16 protein-coding genes and 1 pseudogene are annotated in these 18,456 nt (G+C 67.1%); 15 read left to right on the top strand and 2 right to left on the bottom strand.

Translation table 11 applies throughout. The annotated features are described in order from the left end of the window. Positions 1-122: 122 nt before the first annotated feature. A complete protein-coding gene (locus tag BUE42_RS28570) occupies positions 123-2,498 on the bottom strand; it encodes an ATP-binding protein (RefSeq protein ID WP_073468679.1) in 2,376 nt (791 codons plus the stop codon). Positions 2,499-2,600: 102 nt separating this feature from the next. On the opposite strand from BUE42_RS28570, the gene BUE42_RS33215 reads away from it, so the two are divergent. The 3 genes from BUE42_RS33215 (at position 2,601) to BUE42_RS28585 (ending at position 4,156) form a co-directional block, all read left to right on the top strand. Continuing rightward, positions 2,601-2,780 carry a hypothetical protein gene (locus BUE42_RS33215; RefSeq protein ID WP_073468680.1) on the top strand — a complete coding sequence of 60 codons (180 nt, stop codon included), beginning with the start codon at positions 2,601-2,603 and terminating at the stop codon, positions 2,778-2,780. A gap of 61 nt (positions 2,781-2,841) precedes the next feature. Then, the gene (locus tag BUE42_RS28580; RefSeq protein ID WP_073468681.1) at positions 2,842-3,798 is read left to right on the top strand and encodes an NPP1 family protein; all 957 of its coding nucleotides are present in this window, start codon (positions 2,842-2,844) and stop codon (positions 3,796-3,798) included. Between the two features lie 202 nt (positions 3,799-4,000). Then, entirely contained in the window at positions 4,001-4,156 is a 156-nt protein-coding gene (locus BUE42_RS28585) for a hypothetical protein (protein ID WP_235002675.1), read from the top strand. 3 nt (positions 4,157-4,159) lie between these two features. On the opposite strand, the gene BUE42_RS28590 is transcribed toward BUE42_RS28585, so the two are convergent. Then, complete coding sequence (locus BUE42_RS28590; protein WP_073468683.1) at positions 4,160-4,588, bottom strand: VOC family protein; 429 nt, start codon at positions 4,586-4,588, stop codon at positions 4,160-4,162. A 124-nt stretch (positions 4,589-4,712) separates the two neighbouring features. Between BUE42_RS28590 and BUE42_RS28595 the strand changes: the two genes are divergently transcribed. The 12 genes and pseudogenes from BUE42_RS28595 to BUE42_RS28650 all read left to right on the top strand — a co-directional run. Next, a complete protein-coding gene (locus BUE42_RS28595; protein WP_073468684.1) occupies positions 4,713-4,958 on the top strand; it encodes a DUF2191 domain-containing protein in 246 nt (81 codons plus the stop codon). Then, positions 4,948-5,388 (top strand): TA system VapC family ribonuclease toxin, encoded by a 441-nt coding sequence (locus BUE42_RS28600; protein WP_073468685.1) that lies wholly within the window; start codon positions 4,948-4,950, stop codon positions 5,386-5,388. Before BUE42_RS28595 ends, BUE42_RS28600 begins: the two co-directional genes overlap by 11 nt. Before the next feature lie 126 nt (positions 5,389-5,514). Continuing rightward, the gene (locus BUE42_RS28605) at positions 5,515-6,057 is read left to right on the top strand and encodes a 2'-5' RNA ligase family protein (protein ID WP_235002676.1); all 543 of its coding nucleotides are present in this window, start codon (positions 5,515-5,517) and stop codon (positions 6,055-6,057) included. 90 nt (positions 6,058-6,147) lie between these two features. Beyond that, positions 6,148-6,405 carry a hypothetical protein gene (locus tag BUE42_RS28610; protein WP_073468686.1) on the top strand — a complete coding sequence of 86 codons (258 nt, stop codon included), beginning with the start codon at positions 6,148-6,150 and terminating at the stop codon, positions 6,403-6,405. Continuing rightward, entirely contained in the window at positions 6,392-7,036 is a 645-nt protein-coding gene (tadA, locus tag BUE42_RS28615) for a tRNA adenosine(34) deaminase TadA (protein WP_073468687.1), read from the top strand. Before BUE42_RS28610 ends, tadA begins: the two co-directional genes overlap by 14 nt. Next, positions 6,975-7,934, top strand: a complete 960-nt coding sequence (locus tag BUE42_RS28620) for an LD-carboxypeptidase (RefSeq protein ID WP_369823020.1) — start codon at positions 6,975-6,977, stop codon at positions 7,932-7,934. The genes tadA and BUE42_RS28620 overlap by 62 nt, the downstream gene beginning before the upstream one ends. Positions 7,935-8,149: 215 nt before the next feature. Next, positions 8,150-10,393, top strand: a complete 2,244-nt coding sequence (locus tag BUE42_RS28625) for an ABC transporter substrate-binding protein (protein WP_073468688.1) — start codon at positions 8,150-8,152, stop codon at positions 10,391-10,393. Between the two features lie 3 nt (positions 10,394-10,396). Continuing rightward, complete coding sequence (locus tag BUE42_RS28630; protein ID WP_073468689.1) at positions 10,397-11,380, top strand: ABC transporter permease; 984 nt, start codon at positions 10,397-10,399, stop codon at positions 11,378-11,380. Between the two features lie 2 nt (positions 11,381-11,382). Further along, positions 11,383-12,852 (top strand): ABC transporter permease, encoded by a 1,470-nt coding sequence (locus BUE42_RS28635; RefSeq protein ID WP_073468690.1) that lies wholly within the window; start codon positions 11,383-11,385, stop codon positions 12,850-12,852. Between the two features lie 12 nt (positions 12,853-12,864). After that, positions 12,865-14,718 (top strand): ABC transporter ATP-binding protein, encoded by a 1,854-nt coding sequence (locus tag BUE42_RS28640; RefSeq protein WP_073468691.1) that lies wholly within the window; start codon positions 12,865-12,867, stop codon positions 14,716-14,718. 446 nt (positions 14,719-15,164) lie between these two features. Further along, positions 15,165-17,942: a TonB-dependent receptor gene (locus tag BUE42_RS28645; protein WP_159445514.1), complete on the top strand. Its 2,778-nt coding sequence runs from the start codon at positions 15,165-15,167 to the stop codon at positions 17,940-17,942. Positions 17,943-18,172: 230 nt separating this feature from the next. After that, positions 18,173-18,456 (top strand): annotated as a pseudogene (locus tag BUE42_RS28650) (energy transducer TonB); the annotation flags it as partial.

The following is an 18,456-nucleotide window of genomic DNA, read 5'->3' on the forward strand; positions in this document are numbered from 1 at the left end:
GAAGTTCGTGGTGTTCTGCGGAGCGTCCGCAGATCGTCTGGAAATTCTAGGGACCCGAGGTGATCGCGTGAGTGGCGGAACGCGCCAAGTTGCTGGGCAACTGTGCCAATCAACTGCGCCAATCATCCCGACGCCAGCCAACCCGCCACGCAGTCCTCCATCTCCGCCCGCGTCATCGCCTCACCCGCCGCTCGCTCTGCCTCGAACCGCTCCACCCCCAGCGCCCCTCGCGATGTCGCCATCAGCGGCGCGATGAACGCCTCATCCACCGGATCGGCCCGCTCACCGTCCTCGTGCCGCCCCGCCAGTGACGCGCCATGCAGGCGCGCCGCGTGCGCATGGTCTCCCAGCGCCGAAGCCAGGCCGGCGGCCACTTCCGCCAGCCGTGCCGCCATCTTCGGCAGGCCATCGCGCAGCACCAGCGGCCACAAGGCCCACAGCGTTTCCCGCGCCGCCGGCAGCTGCCCGAGGGTGACCTGCACCTGCGCCAGGTTGCACTGCAGCTGCCCCGTCACCGACGACGGCAGCTCGAGCCGCTTCGCGAGCGCGATGGCTTCGTCGTACAGCGCCCGCGCCTGCGCATGGCGGCAGACACCGCGGTGGATCTCGGCGATGTTGTTCAGGCTCACCACCAGGCGGATGTCGGGCACGCCGTTGGAGCGCAGCAGCTCGGTCGCCTGCTCGTACGCCGACAAGGCCTCGTCGGCACGCCCCATCGCATGCCATGCGTTGGCACGCAGGCTCAAGGCCACGGCGGTGCGCTCGGCGTCGTCGGTCGATGCCACCAGCTCGCCGCCCCGATCGGCCCAGCGCAGGGCCTCGTCGTAGAAGCCGCGCTTGTACGCGAGGTGCGACATCGCCAGCAGCGCCTTGCCGCGCAGCGCGTCGTCGAGCCCGTGGGCGTCGCGCGCCAGCGCGGCGGTGCCCAGGCAATAGCCCACGTCGAGCGGGCCGGCAAAGGCCCAGTAGCGGCCGAGCGCCGCGACGAAGCGCCAGCCGGCGTGGGCGCCTTCCGGCAGGTGGGCACACCAGTCGTGTGCCGCGATCAGGTTGTCCTGCTCCGCCTTCAGCCGGGGCAACCACGCCAGCTCGCCCGGGCCGTGCAGGTGCCCGCCGGCCTCTTCGGCAAAGGCGACGAAATGGGCCAGGCAGCGCGCACGCACGGCCTGCGCTTCACCGGCCTCGTCGAGCAGGTCCTGCGCAAACTGGCGCACCGTCTCGAGCATGCGAAAGCGCGGCCCGGGCAGGTTCTCGGGCGCCATCACGAGCAGCGATTTGTCGTGCAGCTGCGTCACGATCTGCAGCGCGGCGTACTCGTCGTCGATGCCCGCCGCCACGGCGGCCGCGGCCAGCGTGCAGCCGCCGACGAAGACCGACAGCCGCGCGAACACCTGCGCTTCCGGCTCGGTCAACAGCTTCACGCTCCACTGCAGCGTGGCGCTCAGCGTGCGATGGCGCGGCGGCGCGTGCGAGCTGCCGGTGAGGAAGCGGAAGCGGTCGTCCAGCCGCGAGCGGATCTCGTCGACCGCAAACATGCGCACGCGCGCCGCGGCCAGCTCGATCGCCAGCGCAATGCCGTCGAGCCGGCGGCAGATCTCGGCGATGACCGGTGCGTTGGCCGGTGTCAGCGCGAAGTCGGGCCTGGCGAGTCGGGCGCGGTCGACGAAGAGGCGCACGGCGTCGGAGTCGAATGACAGCGGGCCGACCGCAAAGATCTGCTCGCCCGGCAGGCCCAGCGCCTCGCGGCTGGTGGCGAGGATGTGCAGGCCGGCGCAGGCGGCGAGCAGGCGGTCGGCGAGGCGGGCCACGGGGTCGATCAGGTGCTCGCAGTTGTCGAGCACCAGCAGCGCGCGTGCCGCGCCGATGTGCGCGCACAGCGCCTCGAGCGGATCGGCCATCGCGTCTTGCCGGGCACCGACGGCCGACGCCACGGCGGCGAGCAGGCGCCGCGGGTCTTGCAAGGCCGCCAGGTCGACGAACCACGCGCCTGCCGCAAAGGTCGCCAGTTGCCGCTGCGCGAGTTCGATCGCCAGGCGGGTCTTGCCGCTGCCGCCGCTGCCGGTGAGCGTCAGCAGCGGTGCGCGCTCCAGCAAGCCGGCGCAGTCGGCCAACGCCTGCTCGCGGCCGATGAAGCGGGTGCGCGGCAGCGGCAGGCGATGTTGCGTTGGGATGGGCTCGACGCTTGCGGGTTCGACCTCGGCCTCGCGCAGCGCGGCGGTGAACTGGTAGCCGCGGCGCTTCACGGTGGCTATCGCCTCCGGCCCCAGCAGCTTGCGCAAGGCCGAGACCTGCACCTGGAGGTTGTTCGGCTCGACCACCAGGCCGGGCCACGCGAGCTCGATCAGTTCGTCCTGCCCCACCACCTGATCGCGCCGCTGCGCCAGCGCGATCAGCACGTCGAGGGCCCGCACGCCGAGCGACGCCGGCTTGCCGTCATCCAGCAGCAGGCGTTCGGCAGGGCGCAGTTCGAAGCGACCGAAGTGGAGCGGTGTCGACATGGGTGGGCCGGGTTTCAGCTTGATTTCAGGTGGGTGAAGGACGTGGCCAGGGCGCGCGTCGGACAGTCGCCCCACTGCATCAGAACCCCGGAGAGACCACCGATGGATTTCATCACGATCATTGTCCGCACGCTGTCGCGCCGATCGACACCATCGCACTTCGCGATGGATGACGGCCGGGGCCCTGTCGCCCAGTGCGAAGCCGAGTCCGATGGCGACGGCCTGCGGCTCTATGTGGATGGCCGGTTCGAAGGCTGGATCGACGGCGTGCGGCGCTTGTAGCGTCAACAAGCCGTCATGGGCGAGCCGCACAGTCCGCCGGCCATCCACTTCATGTCATCCCATGACGAATCATTTTTTCTCCGCGACCGCACTGAAGGTCGTTGCCATCGCGCTCATCGCCGTGAATGCCCTCGCGGCCCGTGCCGATGAACTGCCGCGTTGGGACACCGCCATCACGAAGTACAACGAGAAGCAGGTCCGCGACTTCCATCCGATGTTCGATTTCGACTCCGATGGCTGCTACCCCGCGACGCCCTTCAACCGCAACAACAACCTGAGCCAGAACCCCGGCCTGAACGCCACCGGCACGGTGCAGGGCGCCTGCCGCGACGGCGGCTGGGGCAACTACGCCAACACCATCCACCGCCAGATCTGCCGCGAGACGGTGGAGGGCAGCGACCGCATCGAGCGCTGCGCGCATTTCTACGAGCTGTACTTCGAGAAGGACCAGGCGATCGGCCTCACGTTCCTGGGCGGCCACAAGCACGACGTCGAGACGGTGATCGTCTGGACGGGCAAGAAGAACGGCGGCGGCGATTTCATCTCGCATGTGTCCGTCAGCGCGCATGGCAACTACACCACGCTGCCGATGGCCGGGCTGGAGAACCACTGGGGGCACCCGTTGGTCGTCTATCACAAGGATGGCGCCGGCACGCACGCGTTCCGCTTCGCGAATGCCAACGACCATGCCCACGTCGAGTTCATCGGCAACTGGGGCGAGTTCTACGCGCCGGACATCCTCAGCCACTACAGCGCCGTCGCGCAGTGGAACGGCGACGAGTGGACGCGCTACCAGGCCAACCGCAACTACCGCATCGCGCTGGAGAACTCGAACTTCGGCAGCGCGAGCTTCAAGACCCGCAACGACGGCGAGATCATGAACCAGGCCAACAACGCCGCCCCGCGCGGCGATGCGTTCTGGGCCAATGTCTGGTTCCTGTGGGACGACGTGTGGGCCACGCGCGCGAAGGAGTTCCAGGCGAACTATCCGCAGACGTACACGCGGATCAGCGAGTGACCTGACACGCCCTGCGCAAGTCATCGGGCGGGGAGGGTTGATGTGCTGCCAAAGAGGAAATATTCTGGCGTGATTCGTTCTCGACGCATGGAATATTTCCTATGGTCAACAAGACTGCGAGGCAGACATCGACCTGCTTGGCAAGGCCGATCCTGTCGGCCGCGAGTTGCAGGACGCGCAGTTGTTTGCGCGGGCCAAGCCGATGCGCAAGGCGCTCTCCGTCCTGCCTCCGGCGCAAGTGCGAGAAATCGCAGAGCGCGATGCTTCGAAAGACGCAGACTGGATCGAGAAGCACGGCTTCATCAGCGCCGAAGCGCTTGCCGCCTTGCTCGACCTCCCTGACAGACCTTCCCGATAGACCCTAGAACGTGACCACCACCGACCCCGCACTGCGTTTCGCCTCACCGTGGAACACCGCCTCGATGTTGTTGCCGTCCGGGTCGAGCAGGAACGCCGCGTAGTAGCCCGGGTGGTAGGGCCGTTCGCCCGGCTTGCCGTTGTCGCGGCCGCCGGCTTCCAATCCGGCGCGATGGAACGCCTCCACCATCTTGCGGTCCCTGGCCTGGAAGGCGAGGTGGTGGCGCCCCGTCAGATGGCCTTGCGCCGCTTGGCTGTCGGCGGTGGAGACGAACAGTTCGTCGATCCAGAAATAGTCCGCCGCGCTGCCGCCCACTGGAACCTCCAGCACTTTGGCCAGCGCTTCGTAGAAGCGTTGGCTGGCCGCGATGTCAGACACGACGAGCTGCAGGTGATCGATGAGACGGCCGCGGTGAAGTTGCTGTGCTTCCATGGGGACTCCTCGGTGGTGGACGTGAAGGGGGGCCCTTCTGAGTTCACCCGCCGCGCGGAGTTCCCGCCAGTGCCGTCGCCTGAGGAAGGGTTTTCACCGATACAGAAATCTGTATCATCATCGGATGAAGACCACCCTCGACATCAACGATGAATTGCTAGCCACGGCCAAGGCGCTGGCCGCCCGACAGCGAACCACGCTGACGCGCCTGATCGAGGAGGGCCTGCAACTGCGGCTGAGAGCGCAACAAGTGACAGGGCCGCGCGGCAAGCCGCGTCTGCCGGTGTTCAAGGGGCGAGGCGGGCTGGTGGCGGGTGTTGATCCGCTCAGCAACCGGTCGATGCTGGAGGCGCTGGGCGATGACGCCTGACGTCAATGTGCTGGTTGCGGCATTCCGCAGCGATCATCCCCACCATGGGGTGGCTCGGCCGTGGCTTGAGCAGGCCGCCGCCGCGGTATCGTCCGGAGCGACGCTGACCGTCATGCCGATGGTCGTGGCCAGTTTTCTGCGGCTGGTGACCAGCCCCAGGATTTTTCAATCCCCAGCGCCGATCGAGCAGGCGGTCGACTTCGTCGATGCGCTGCTCGCCGTGCCGGGCGTTCAGCTGGCGGGGCAGGGGCCGGAGTGGCCTCGTTTGCGCCAGCTGTGCCTCGACAAGCAACTCACCGGAAATCTCCTGCCGGATGCCTGGCTGGCCGCAGCCGTCGTGCAACTCGGCGAGCACCTGGTGAGTTTCGATCGGGATTTCAGGAAATTGATCAGCCGCGCCCACTTCACGCTGCTGGAGGCCGCGGCCTGACAGGTCGACGTGTGGCAAGAACACCCGAAGGATGTGTTGCAGATGCGAACGAACCAGGGGCCCCCGTCCGGGCCTGAACAATTTGGCTTGCCGGGATTCGACGAACCGCCGGCACCGCCCAAGCCCGTGAAGGCCAGCCGTGCGACGCCGGATGCGCCGCACCTGAGCCTCTTCTTCGCGCTGCGGCCTACCGCCGAGGTGGCAGAACGCATCATCGAACTGGCGGGACGCCTGCGCGGCGAGCATGGCCTCACCGGCAAGCTGCTCACCCCCGAACGCCTGCACGTCACGCTGCGCGCGATGGTCGATGACGCCGCCCAGCTCGACGCGGCAATGCGCGCCGGCGCAAGCCTCGTGCATGGCGGCCTCGATGTGTCCTTCGACCGCGCGATCAGCTTCCCCGGCAGCGGCGCCTTCGTGCTGCGCAGCAGCGACAACCTGCCGGCCTTCGGCGCGTTCCGCCGCCACCTGAACCTGGCGATGGGCGACACCGAAGCGCAGGCCGCGCGCAGCGCCACGCCGCACATGACGCTGCTGTACGACCGCAAGCACAGCATCGCCGAGCAGGTGATCGATCCGGTCGGCTGGCACGCGAGCGAGTTCGTGCTGGTCCGCAGCCACGTCGGCCTGAGCCGCCACGAGACGCTGGGCGCTTGGCCGCTCTCGTGATTTCCCTCTGCTGAGGTACGATGCCGACCGCCCCGAACCCGGCTACCCTGCGGCCCGCAGGCCCGGACTGGCATCGGGCGGGGACCACAGATGAAAGCCACCTTCGGACTCGTGTCGCTGCTGATCGCGCTGGCGATCATCGGCGTCGTGATCAACAAGCAGCTCAAGGCCGTCGGCAAGGTGCCGGTGGTGGCCGCCGACGGCAGCGTGTCGCAGGGCAGCGGCGCCGCCAGCGGCACGGTGCGCGAACAGTCGCAGCAGCTGCAGGAGAAGGTGCGCAGCGACGTCGTCAAGGCCCTGGAGCAGGGCGCGCAGGGCACCGCCCGCCAGGACGATGCCAACAAGTGACGCCGCTGGCGCCGCGCCCTCGAGGGCATCGGCCGCCGACGAACACGCGATGCGCATCGCGCTCGACCAGGCCCGCAATGCGTGGCTGGTCGGCGAGGTGCCGGTGGGCGCGGTCATCATGCGCGCCGGCCAGGTGATCGCCACCGGCTACAACCGCCCCATCACCGAGCACGACCCGACCGCGCATGCCGAGATCGTCGCGCTGCGCCACGCGGCCACGCTGCTCGCGAACTACCGCCTGCCCGAGTGCGAGCTCTACGTGACGCTCGAGCCCTGCGCGATGTGCGCGATGGCCTTGATGCATGCGCGCTTCAAGCGCGTCGTGTTCGGCGCACGCGACCCGAAGACCGGCGCGGCCGGGTCGGTGATCGACCTGTTCGCCGAAGCGAAGTTGAACCACCACACGCAGGTCGACGGCGGCGTGCTGGCCGACGACTGCGGCGGCGTGCTGCGCGAGTTCTTCGCCGAGCGCCGCGAGCTGTACCGGCAGCGTCGCGCCGGCCTGCAGATCCCATCCCCCGAGCCGGCTGACGAGCCGTCCGGCATTCCCACCGGAGAGGTACTCGAGATTGAGCCCGCAACCCCACCATCCTTCACACCTCCATTCGCACCATCATCACCATCACGATGATGAGCCGGCCGGCCGCTCGCTGACGATCCTGTCGCCGGCCGGCGTGGTCGCGAGCGCGGCACCGCTGCGCCGCGCGGTCAAGCGCCTGGCGGCGCTCGGCTTCGAGGTGAGCGTCGACGAATCGGCGCTGGCGAAGCATCAACGTTTTGCCGGCGACGACGATGAACGCCTGGCCGCGCTGCACCGCGTGGCCCGCCAGGCGCCGTCGATCGCGATGGCGGCGCGCGGCGGCTACGGCCTCACGCGGCTGCTCGACCGCATCGACTGGAAGCTGCTCGCCCGCAGCGTCGAGCACGGCACCCGCTGGGTCGGCTACAGCGACATGACCGCGCTGCAGCTCGGCCTGCTGGCGCATGCCAAGGCCGTCAGCTGGGCCGGCCCGATGGCCTGCGGCGACTTCGGTGCCGAGGTGCTCGACGAGGTGACGCCCGATTGCTTCTCCGAGGCGATGACCGGCGAGCTGGAGGCGGTGGGCTTCCGCACCGAAGCCGGTTTCGAAGGCCTGGAGCTGAAAGGCACGCTGTGGGGCGGCAACCTGTGCGTGCTGAACGCGCTGCTGGGCACGCCGCACTTTCCGAAGGTCAAAGGCGGCATCCTGTTCGTCGAAGACGTCAACGAGCATCCGTACCGCATCGAGCGCAGCCTGCTGCAACTGCACCAGGCCGGCGTGCTCGGCACCCAGAAAGCGATTCTTCTCGGTGCATTCACCGAATTCCGCAAGTCGCCGCTGGACCGGGGCTATTCGCTGAAGAGCATGGTCGAGCACCTGCGAAGCGTGACAAAAGTCCCGATCCTGACCGGTTTGCCGTTCGGACATGTGCCGACCAAGCTGACACTCCCGGTCGGTCGCAAGGTCACCCTGCTCGTCGACGGCCGCAACGTTCTGGTCGGCTGGTAGCTGGTCGGGTTCTTGCTTGCAACCGAATGCCCTGCAGGCTCGGGGCCGGTAAAGCCGTGGAAACCCCTGGCAAACCGGCTGCTCGCCGGGCTTTATCATTGCTGACTGCCTCGCGGCGACATGGCCACAAGCCGTGTCGTGTGAGGCTCTTGTTTTTTGTCCGGCCCGTGCTTACCCGCACGCGCCGTTTGTCTGCTGGCTAAGGAGTGCGCGGGATGCGGGGATCTGGATCGTGGCTGGGCCGTGGGCTTGCAGCCCTGCTCACCACCTGCGCCGTGCTGGCCGGCTGCGACAACAGCCCGCAGCCGAAGGGCGCCGCGCTGACGAACACGATGTTCACCGCGTACCAGGAGCGCTCGCCGCGCTACCTCGACCCGACCGCCTCCTATGCCAACAACGAGACGCCGATCACGTACCAGGTCTACGACCCGCTGTACGCCTACCACTACCTGAAGCGCCCGTTCGAGCTGATCCCGAAGACGGCCGCCGAGATCGCGCACCCGCACTACCTCGACAAGAACGGCCAGCCGCTGGCCGATGACGCGCCCGGCGAGCAAGTCGCCGAGAGCATCTACGACGTCAAGATCAAGCGCGGCGTGCTGTACGCGCCGCACCCGGCGTTCGCGAAGAACGACAAGGGCGAGTACCTCTACCACGACCTGAAACCGGCCGACACCGAAGGCAAGCGCTCGCCGTGGGACTTCGCGAAGACCGGCACGCGCGAGCTGGTCGCCGACGACTTCGTCTACGCGCTCAAGCGCCACGCCACGCCGCGCATCGAGGCGCCGATCTACGGCATCTTCTCCGAGTACGTGATCGGCCTGAAGGAGTACGGCGCGCAGATCAAGGCCGAGGACACCAAGCTGCGCCAGGGGCTCGACCCGGCCTCGCTCGACAAGCCCTTCCTCGATTTCCGCAAGTGGCCTCTGGCCGGCGCGAGCGCGCTCGACGATCACACGCTGCGCATCCGCATCCGCGGCAAGTACCCGCAGTGGAAGTACTGGATGGCGATGACCTTCCTGGCGCCCGTGCCGTGGGAGGCCGACAAGTTCTACGCCCAGCCCGGCATGGCCAGGAACGGCCTGGCAATGACGCGCTGGCCGGTCGGCACCGGGCCGTACATGCTGACCGAGTACGTGCAGGACCGCCGCCATGTGCTGAGCCGCAACCCGAACTACCGCGAAGACCTCTACCCCTGCGAAGGCGAGCCCGAGGACAAGGCCGCCGGCCTGCTGAAGGATTGCGGCAAGCCGATGCCCTTCATCGACAAGCTGGTCTTCAACAGCGAGAAGGAGAAGGTGCCGTACAAGGCCAAGTTCGTGCAGGGCTACCTGGACGAGCCCGAGGTCGAGCGCGTCGACTGGGGGCCCGATTTCCTCGCCGACGCGAACGACTCCGACGAGGTCAAGAAGCGCTATGAAGAGCGCGGCTTCCAGTTCCCGCAGACGGTCGACATCTCGATCTGGTACCTCGGCTTCAACATGCTCGACCCGGTGGTCGGCAAGGGCGCGACGCGCGAGGAAGACGAGCGCCACCGCAAGCTGCGCCAGGCGGTCTCGATCGCGATCGACTGGGAAGAGGGCTACGGCCGCATCTTCATCCAGAAGGGCGGCGTCGCGGCGCACGGCCCGGTGCCGGCCGGCCTGTTCGGCTCGCGCCACGGCACGCCCGAGGGCTTCAACCCGATCACCCACAAGATGGTCGACGGCCGCGTCGTGCGCCGCTCGATCGACGAGGCCAAGCAGTTGCTCGCCGAAGCCGGCTACCCCGACGGGCGTGATGCCAAGACCGGCCGCCCGCTGGTGCTGAACTACGACTTCCAGCGCGCGATCACGCCGGAGTTCCGCGCCGAGCTCGACTGGATGGTCAAGCAGTTCGCGAAGATCGGCGTGCAGCTCGAGATCCGCGCGACCGACTTCAACCAGTACCAGGACAAGACGCTGAAGGGCAAGCACCAGATCTTCTGGGCCGGCTGGCTCGCCGACTACCCCGATGCCGAGAACTTCCTGTTCCTGCTGTACGGGCCGAACTCGAAGAGCAAGCATGAAGGCGAGAACATCGCCAACTACGACAACCCCGAGTACGACAGGCGCTACAAGCAGCTGCAGCTGCTCGAAGACGGCCCGCCGAAGCAGAAGGTCATCGACGAGATGGTCGACATCGTGCGCAAGGATGCCGTGTGGTCGTTCGGCTACTACCCGTATGCGGCCGGCGCCTACCAGCAGTGGGTCACCAACGGCAAGCCGACCATCATGATCCGCGACATGGTGCGCTACCACCGGCTCGACCCGGCGCTGCGCGCCGTCAAGCAGGCCGAGTGGAACCACCCGGTGTACTGGCCGCTGCTGCTGATCGCGGCGGCGCTCGCGCTGCTCGCCTGGATCGCGCGGCGCGGCTTCATCGCCCGCGAACGCGCCAACGCCCTGGCCGGCGTCGCCACCCGTCCCGCGAAAGCCTGACCGATGCTGAACTACGTGATCCGCCGTGGCTTCTACGGCTTCCTGATCCTGCTCGGGGTCAACCTGTTCACCTTCCTGCTGTTCTTCACCGTCAACACGCCCGACGACATGGCGCGCCTGAACATCGGCGGCAAGCGCGTCACGCAGGAGCAGATCGAGAAGTGGAAGACCGAGCGCGGCTACGACAAGCCGCTGTACGTCAACGACAAGGCGAGCGGCGTCGAGCGCATCACCGACACCGTGTTCTGGGACCGCTCGGTCTCGCTGCTGGCGCTGAAGTTCGGCCGGTCGGACGCGCGCAGCGCCACCGACATCGGCCATGAGATCCGCACCCGCATGTGGGTCAGCCTGCAGCTCGCGGTGCCGCTGTTCCTGCTGCAGGTCTTCGCCAGCGTCGGCTTTGCGCTGCTGCTGGTGTTCTTCAAGAACTCGCGCATCGACTTCTGGGGCGTGGTCGCCTGCGTGCTGATGCTGTCGATCAGCAGCCTGTTCTACATCATCGTCGGGCAGTTCCTGTTCTCGCGCATGTTCCGGCTGGTGCCGATCTCGGGCTTCGCGCCGGGGCTCGACGCGGTGCGCTTCCTGATCCTGCCGGTGATCCTGTCGCTGCTGTCGCGCCTCGGCGGGGAAGGGCGGCTGTACCGCGCGATGTTCCTCGAGGAGATCGGCCGCGACTACGTGCGCACCGCGCGCGCCAAGGGCCTCTCGGAGCCGCGCGTGCTGTTCCGCCACGTGCTGCCGAACGCGCTGATCCCGATCATCACCAGCGCCGGCAGCTACCTGCCCTACGTGTTCCTCGGCAGCCTGGTGTTCGAGAGCTTCTTCGGCATCCCGGGCCTGGGCGCCTACGTGATCGACGCGATCTCGGGTCAGGATTTCGCGATCCTGCGCTCCATCGTCTTCATCGGGTCGCTGCTGTACATCGGCACCTACATCCTCATCGACATCGCCTACACCTGGGTCGATCCCCGGGTCCGCCTGAGCTGATCATGCCGAAGATTGTTTTCCTGTGGTCGGACGTGGTGGTGATGCTGCTCGTGCTGGCATTGCTGGTGTATGGCTGGCGCATCCACCGCAGCCCGAACCTGCGTGCCTCGTGGCTGAAGGTGTTCCGCGATCCGCCGGCGATGTGCTCGGCGGCGATCCTGCTGGTGTTCCTCGGCGTCGCGGTGGTCGACAGCGTGCACTTCCGGCGCGCGCTGCAGAACGCCACGAGCGCCGGCGCGCAGCAGGCGCAGGCCTACGGCACGCGCACCGAATCGCTGCTCGACGTGATCCTGTCGACGCAGGTCGACGGGCGCGAGACCACCTACTCCGCACCGCTCGCGACGCGCGCCTTCACGAAGGATTCGCGCGAGGTCAACGGCCGCACCGAGCGCATCTTCCCGCGGCTCGACCATGGCGGCGCGCACCTGAAGGACGACGCGGCTGAGTGGGCCGGCGATGTCGCGCGGCGCACCCTGCTCGGCCTCGCGGTCGGCCTGCTGGTCGGCCTGGCCATCGTGTCGGCGGTGGCCGCGGTGGTCGCGCGCGTCAACGGCTGGACCTGGCGCCAGGCCTGGCACCAGCTTCTGCACAACCACACCGACCTGCCGCTGCGCGCCGGGCTGATCACCGTGCTCGCGCTGTGCGCTATCTTCGGGCCGGTGTTCGCGCTCGCGACGCAGTACCACGTGTTCGGTACCGACCGCACCGGCAACGACGTGCTGTACCAGGCCTTCAAGAGCATCCGCACCGCATTCGTGATCGGCAGCCTGTCGACGGTGGCGACGCTTCCGCTCGCGGTCGCGCTCGGCATCCTGGCCGGCTACTTCAAGGGCTGGATCGACGAGGTGATCCAGTACCTCTACACGACGCTGTCGTCGGTGCCCAACGTGCTGCTGATTGCTGCCTGCGTGCTGATGATGCAGGTCTTCATCGACACCCACCCCGACCTGTTCGAGACCGGTGCCGAGCGCGCCGACGTGCGGCTGTTCCTGCTGTGCGTGATCCTCGGGCTGACCGGCTGGGCCACGCTGTGCCGGCTGCTGCGCGCCGAGACCATGAAGCTGCGCGAGCTCGACTACGTGCAGGCCGCCACCGCGTTCGGCGTCAGCTCGTGGCGCATCATGCTGCGCCACATCTTCCCGAACGTCGTGCACCTGATCATCATCACGACGGTGCTCGATTTCTCGGCGCTGATCCTCTACGAGGCGGTGCTGTCGTACGTCGGCGTCGGCGTCGATCCGTCGATGAACAGCTTCGGCGGCATGATCAACCTGGCGCGCAACGAGATGTCGCGCGACCCGGTGGTGTGGTGGTCGTTCGCCGCGGCATTCAGCTTCATGGTCGCGCTGGTGCTGGCGGCCAACCTGTTCGCCGACGGCGTGCGCGATGCCTTCGACCCGCGGGCGCGCAGCTTCCGCCCGCGCCGCAACCCGCTGGGCCGCCTGGCCCGCGTGGACCGTACCACCCGCTGAGCTGCCGCCAACATGCTGCAAGTCCATGATCTGAAGGTGGCGCTCGACGCCGAGGCCGGCCTGGTGAAGGCCATCGACGGGCTGCGCCTGACCATCGCGCGCGGCGAGACCTTCGCGCTGGTCGGCGAGTCCGGCTGCGGCAAGAGCATGACGGCGCTCGCGCTGATGCGCCTGCTGCCCGACAACGGCCGCGTCACGCAGGGTTCGCTGCACGTCGAGGGCGAGGATGTGTTCGCGCTGCCCGAGTCGCGCATGCGCAGCGTGCGCGGCGGCAAGATCGGCATGATCTTCCAGGAGCCGTCGACCAGCCTGAACCCGGTCAAGCGCGTCGGCGAGCAGATCGTCGAGGCGATCGAGGCGCACACCGAACTGCGCGGTGCCGCGGCGCGCGCCAAGGCCATCGAGTGGCTCGGCAAGGTCGGCATCCCCGAGCCCGAGCGCCGCATCGACGAGTACCCGTTCCGCCTGAGCGGCGGCCAGAAGCAGCGCGTGATGATCGCGATGACGCTGGCGGCCGAGCCCGATTTCCTGATCGCCGACGAGCCGACCACCGCGCTCGACGTGACGATCCAGGCGCAGATCCTCGACCTGCTGAAGCGCCTGCAGAGCGAGCAGGGCATGGGCCTGCTGCTGATCACGCACGACCTCGCGGTGGTGGCCGGCATGGCGCACCGCGTGGCGCTGATGTACGCCGGGCAGATCATCGAAGAGGCCACCAGCGACGAGTTCTTCCGCTCGCCGAAGCACCCGTACGCGAAGCTGCTGCTGCGCGCGCTGCCCGACGCCGACAAGCGTGGCGGCCGGCTCGCGGCGATCCCCGGCACCGTGCCGCCGCTGTGGCAGGAGTTCACCGGCTGCCGCTTCGCGCCGCGCTGCGACCGCGTGATGCCGGAGTGCCACACGACCATTCCCGAGCTGATCGACCTCGGCTCGCGGCGCAACGTGCGCTGCATTCTGTACTGCGATGGTGCGATGCCGATCGATGCCGCCCCGATCCAGGGCGAGGCGCTCGCCGCGCTGCCTGAAAAGCGCACCGAGACTGGTCTAGACCAGCCACTGCTGCTGGATGTGAAGCAGCTGGCGGTTCGCTTCCCGATCCGCCGCGGCCTGCTGCAGCGCGCGCACGGGCACTTCAACGCGGTCGACGGCATCTCGTTCGCGATCCGCCCCGGCGAGACGCTGGCGCTGGTCGGCGAATCGGGCTGCGGCAAGACGACCACCGGCAAGGCCATCGTGCAGCTGCTGCGCCACCAGGCGGTGATCGACGGCCAGGCGGTATTCCAGGGCCGCGACCTGTTCACGCTGCAGGGCGATGCGCTGCGCGATGCGCGGCGTGCAGTGCAGATCATTTTCCAGGACCCGTTCGCGTCGCTCAATCCGCGCATGCGGGTGTTCGACGTGCTCGAAGAAGGCCTGCTGGCGCTGCGACCCGAGCTCGACCTGACCGCGCGGCGCGAGCTGCTCGAGAAGCTGGTCGACCAGGTCGGCCTGCGGCGCGATGCGCTGCAACGCTACCCGCACGAATTCTCCGGCGGCCAGCGCCAGCGCATCGCGATCGCGCGCGCGCTCGCCGTCAACCCCAAGCTGATCGTCTGCGATGAACCGACCTCGGCCCTCGATGTGTCGGTGCAGGCGCAGATCCTGAACCTGTTGCGCGAGCTGCAGCGCGAGCTCGGCGTGTCGTACCTCTTCATCACCCACAACATCGGCGTCGTCGAGTACATCGCCGACCACGTCGCGGTGATGCAGAAGGGGCGCATCGAGGAAGCGGGCACCACCGAATCGGTGCTCTCGTCACCGCAATCGAGCTACACGCGCACCTTGCTTGCGGCGGTGCCCCGAATCAGGGCCGAACTCAGCGCCTGATTCATCGCCACCGCGCCTCGATGGCATCGCGCCATCGAGGGTGAACATCCCGCTTTCAAGCGGGCGAGGCATGGCTTCGTTCGTCGCTTTTCGAAGGCTGTTGCACGGCGCCAACGACTGCGCATTCGCAAGCTAGGGGTGAGCACCCAGACGCGCGTCGAAGTGTGTCACCGGATGATCGAACGACTCACCGCAGACCGGCCGCAAACCCGCATGGATACTGGGTTTTCTGACATCGATGCTGAAGCGTCGTGAGCGGGCGCGGCGCTTGCACACGCGAGCCTTCTGAAGCGATCAAGGAATACCCTAAAGAGACCCTTTATCCCTTAAGTGACAATTCTTTTACATGTCTTTGCGGACAAGTCATGGCAGGTTCATGAAGCCGGCACATGACTTGCTGTGAGAGTGGGTTTATCGATCAACCTTTCAGTGTTTTAGGAGATCACATGTTTAGAAGAACGAAGGTCTGCACCGGCCTGATGTTGGCATTCGGCGGCAGCCTCGCGCTCGGCTCGTTGCCCGCTCTTGCACAGCAGCAGATGGAAAAGGTCGAGATCACGGGTTCGTCGATCAAGCGGCTCGATGCCGAAACGGCACTGCCGGTCCAGGTGTTGACGCGTGAAGACATCGCACGCACCGGCGCGACCACGGTCGAGCAACTGCTGCAGACCATCAGCGCGGTGAGCAGCTCGGGCGGCCTGACGGCTTCGTCCGGCTCCGGCGCCACCACCGGCGGCATCTCGTCGACCTCGCTGCGTGGCCTGTCGTCGACCCGCACGCTGGTGTTGTTGAACGGCCGCCGCATTGCGCCGTACGGCATCGGCTTCACGAACGACTCGGTGTCGGTCGACGTGAACAGCATCCCGCTGTCGGCGATCGAACGCGTTGAAGTGCTGAAGGACGGCGCCTCGGCCGTCTACGGCTCCGACGCCATCGCCGGGGTGATCAACTTCATCCTGCGGCGCGATTTCCAAGGCACTGAAATTTCCGCCGAGTACGGCACCCCGACCCGCGGCAGCGCCGGCGACTCGAAGCGAGCCAGCATCAGCTGGGGCATGGGCAACCTGTCGACCGATCGCTTCAACGTGATGCTGGTCGGCTCGTTCCAGAAGGAATCGGCGCTGTACGGGCGTGACCGCGGCTTCGCGAGCCACTCGTACAACGTGGACAACCAGGTCACGACGACCTCGGGCAACACCTTCCCGGCGAACGTGGCTTCGGTTCCGGGCACCCCGGCTGCTTCGGTGGTCTCGGGCAACCCGACCAACGCACAAGGTTGCGTGCCGCCTTACTCGTCGATCGACCCCGTGTTCGGGCCGGGCGTCTGCCGTTTCGACCCGGCGTCGATGGTGGCCTTGCTGCCCGATACCGAGCGCACCAGCATCTTCGGTTCGGCCAAGTTCCAGCTGAGCGACAACATCGAAGGCTTCGTCGAAGCGTCGTACAACAAGAACAAGACCAACACCATCATCCAGCCGGTGCCGCTGTCGGACCAGTTCACGATTCCGTTGAGCAACCCGCTGGCCAACCAAGCACCGTACAACCAGTACACGACCTTCCCGTCGTCGACGGTCATCCTGAAGCCGAGTTCGATCTACTACCCGACGGCTTGGGTGCAGAGCAAGATCGGCACGACGGCGGCTCTGCCGGATCTGCGTGTGCGTTACCGCGCGGCGCTGAGCGGCAACCGCGACCTGACCGACGTCTCCGAAGCCCCGCGTCTGACGTTCGGTGTCAAGGGCTCGGCCGCTGGCTGGGACTTCGACGTCGCTGCGCTGCATAGCCAGAGCAAGGTGCGCGAGCAGGTCAACGACGGCTACCCGATCTACTCGAAGATCCTGCCGCTGCTGAACAGCGGCACTGTGAACTTCTTCGGTGACAACACCGCCGACACGCTGGCAGCCATCCGTGCCGCCAACTTCGCCGGCGATGCCTTCAAGGTCACGTCGACCCTGCAAAGCCTGAGCGGCCATGCCTCGCGCGAAGTTGCGCAGCTCGATGCCGGCGCGGTGTCGGTCGCCGTGGGCGCCGAGTTCCGCAAGGAGAAGTACAAGTTCGACCCGAGCACCGAGATCGCGCAAGGCGACATCTCCGGCTACGGCGGCAACCTGGGCGCGGTCGACAAGTCGCGCAACGTGACCTCGGTGTTCGGTGAAGTCGTGGTGCCGATCGTCAAGAACCTCGAAGCCAACGCCGCTGTCCGCTACGACAAGTACGAAGGCTCGGGCAATTCGACGACGCCGAAGATCGCTCTGCGTTGGCAGCCGAGTCCCCAGTTCCTGATGCGTGGATCCGCCAGCAAGGGCTTCCGTGCCCCGAGCTTGGCTGACCTGTACTCGCCGGCAACGACGGGTGTCTCGCAGACGGGCCTGACCGATCCGGTGCGCTGCCCGATCACCGGCGACGGCGTGAAGGACTGCGAGACGCAGTTCCCGACCACCAATGGTGGCAAGTCGACGCTGTCTTCCGAGAAGTCGACCAACTTCACGACGGGCTTCGTGCTCGAGCCGACGAAGAACTTCTCGGCCAGCTTTGATTACTTCCACATCAAGCTGAAGGACACGATCTCCAACGGCCTGCCGCAAGCGGTCATCCTGGGCGACCTCGCCAAGTACGGCAGCTACGTCACCCGTGGTCCGGACGAAGTCGTCAACGGCGTCACGATTCCGGGCGCGATCATCAACATTGACCAGTCGAACCTGAACACCGGCGAGACCAAGCTGTCGGGCGTGGACGTCGACCTGAAGTGGCGCCTGCCCACCGAAGGCTTCGGCCGCGTCACTCTGGGCTTCAGCGGCACGTACTTCATCAAGTACGACACGCAGAACCCGGACGGCACCTTCTCGCCGAACGTCGGCAACCTGGCCAACGCGACGACCGGTGGCGTGATCCCGCGCCTGAAGACCTACCAGTTCGTGAACTGGGCGAATGGTCCGTGGGACGTGACCCTCGGCCTGAACTGGCAGAGCGGCTACTGGGACGTGCCGGGCTCGGACGCAGACGGCAATCCTCTGCCGCGCCGTGTCAGCCCGTACGAGATCTATGACGCGCAAGTCACCTGGTCCGGCATCAAGGGCCTGCGCCTGACGCTGGGCGCGAAGAACCTGATGGATTCGGATCCCCCGTACACCAACCAGAGCTTCTCGTTCCAGTCGGGCTATGACCCGCAGTACGCCGACCCGCGTGGTCGCTTCGTGTACGTGCGTGCCGCTTACGCCTTCTGATCGACGCAACGGTTGATCCGATAGACGAAGTCATCGACTGAAAGAGACCCTCGCCCGAGGGTCTCTTCCCCATTGCCCGCAGGCCACAAGCCGGCGGGCATTTTTGTTAACCTCGAACGTTTGCGTTTCCACACTGGAGATCCCAGCGTATGGACTTTTCCAAGCGACAACGCGATCCCCGACGTCACATCGTCGGGATCGGCTTTGTCATTTTGTTTCACGCGGCGATCGTGTATGCGCTGCTGACCGGGCTGGCCAAGAAGGTGGTCGACGTGGTTCGCGCGCCGATCGAGACGAAGGTGATCGAGGAGATCAAGAAGCCGCCGCCGCCGCCGGAGGTGGTGGTGCCGCCGCCGCCGAAGCTCGAAGCCCCGCCGCCGCCGTTCATTCCGCCGCCGGAGGTGCAGGTGGCGGTGCCGCCGCCGGTGCAGCCGACGATCACCGCGAGCACGCCGGTGCCGCCGCCCGCCGCGCCGATGGCGCCTGTTGCTCCGCCGGCCGCAGCGCCCGCGCC

The organism is Rhizobacter sp. OV335 (genome assembly GCF_900142965.1).
In the GTDB taxonomy this organism is placed as follows: domain Bacteria; phylum Pseudomonadota; class Gammaproteobacteria; order Burkholderiales; family Burkholderiaceae_C; genus Rhizobacter.

Coding starts and splice junctions, on each gene's coding strand:
- BUE42_RS28595 (WP_073468684.1), top strand. CDS start 4,713: ATGAAGACCACCCTCGACATCAACGATGAATTGCTAGCCACGGCCAAG.
- BUE42_RS28585 (WP_235002675.1), top strand. CDS start 4,001: ATGCGCAAGGCGCTCTCCGTCCTGCCTCCGGCGCAAGTGCGAGAAATC.
- BUE42_RS28625 (WP_073468688.1), top strand. CDS start 8,150: ATGCGGGGATCTGGATCGTGGCTGGGCCGTGGGCTTGCAGCCCTGCTC.
- BUE42_RS33215 (WP_073468680.1), top strand. CDS start 2,601: ATGGATTTCATCACGATCATTGTCCGCACGCTGTCGCGCCGATCGACA.
- BUE42_RS28640 (WP_073468691.1), top strand. CDS start 12,865: ATGCTGCAAGTCCATGATCTGAAGGTGGCGCTCGACGCCGAGGCCGGC.
- BUE42_RS28645 (WP_159445514.1), top strand. CDS start 15,165: ATGTTTAGAAGAACGAAGGTCTGCACCGGCCTGATGTTGGCATTCGGC.
- BUE42_RS28635 (WP_073468690.1), top strand. CDS start 11,383: ATGCCGAAGATTGTTTTCCTGTGGTCGGACGTGGTGGTGATGCTGCTC.
- tadA (WP_073468687.1), top strand. CDS start 6,392: ATGCCAACAAGTGACGCCGCTGGCGCCGCGCCCTCGAGGGCATCGGCC.
- BUE42_RS28610 (WP_073468686.1), top strand. CDS start 6,148: ATGAAAGCCACCTTCGGACTCGTGTCGCTGCTGATCGCGCTGGCGATC.
- BUE42_RS28600 (WP_073468685.1), top strand. CDS start 4,948: ATGACGCCTGACGTCAATGTGCTGGTTGCGGCATTCCGCAGCGATCAT.
- BUE42_RS28570 (WP_073468679.1), bottom strand. CDS start 2,498: ATGTCGACACCGCTCCACTTCGGTCGCTTCGAACTGCGCCCTGCCGAA.
- BUE42_RS28630 (WP_073468689.1), top strand. CDS start 10,397: ATGCTGAACTACGTGATCCGCCGTGGCTTCTACGGCTTCCTGATCCTG.
- BUE42_RS28590 (WP_073468683.1), bottom strand. CDS start 4,588: ATGGAAGCACAGCAACTTCACCGCGGCCGTCTCATCGATCACCTGCAG.
- BUE42_RS28580 (WP_073468681.1), top strand. CDS start 2,842: ATGACGAATCATTTTTTCTCCGCGACCGCACTGAAGGTCGTTGCCATC.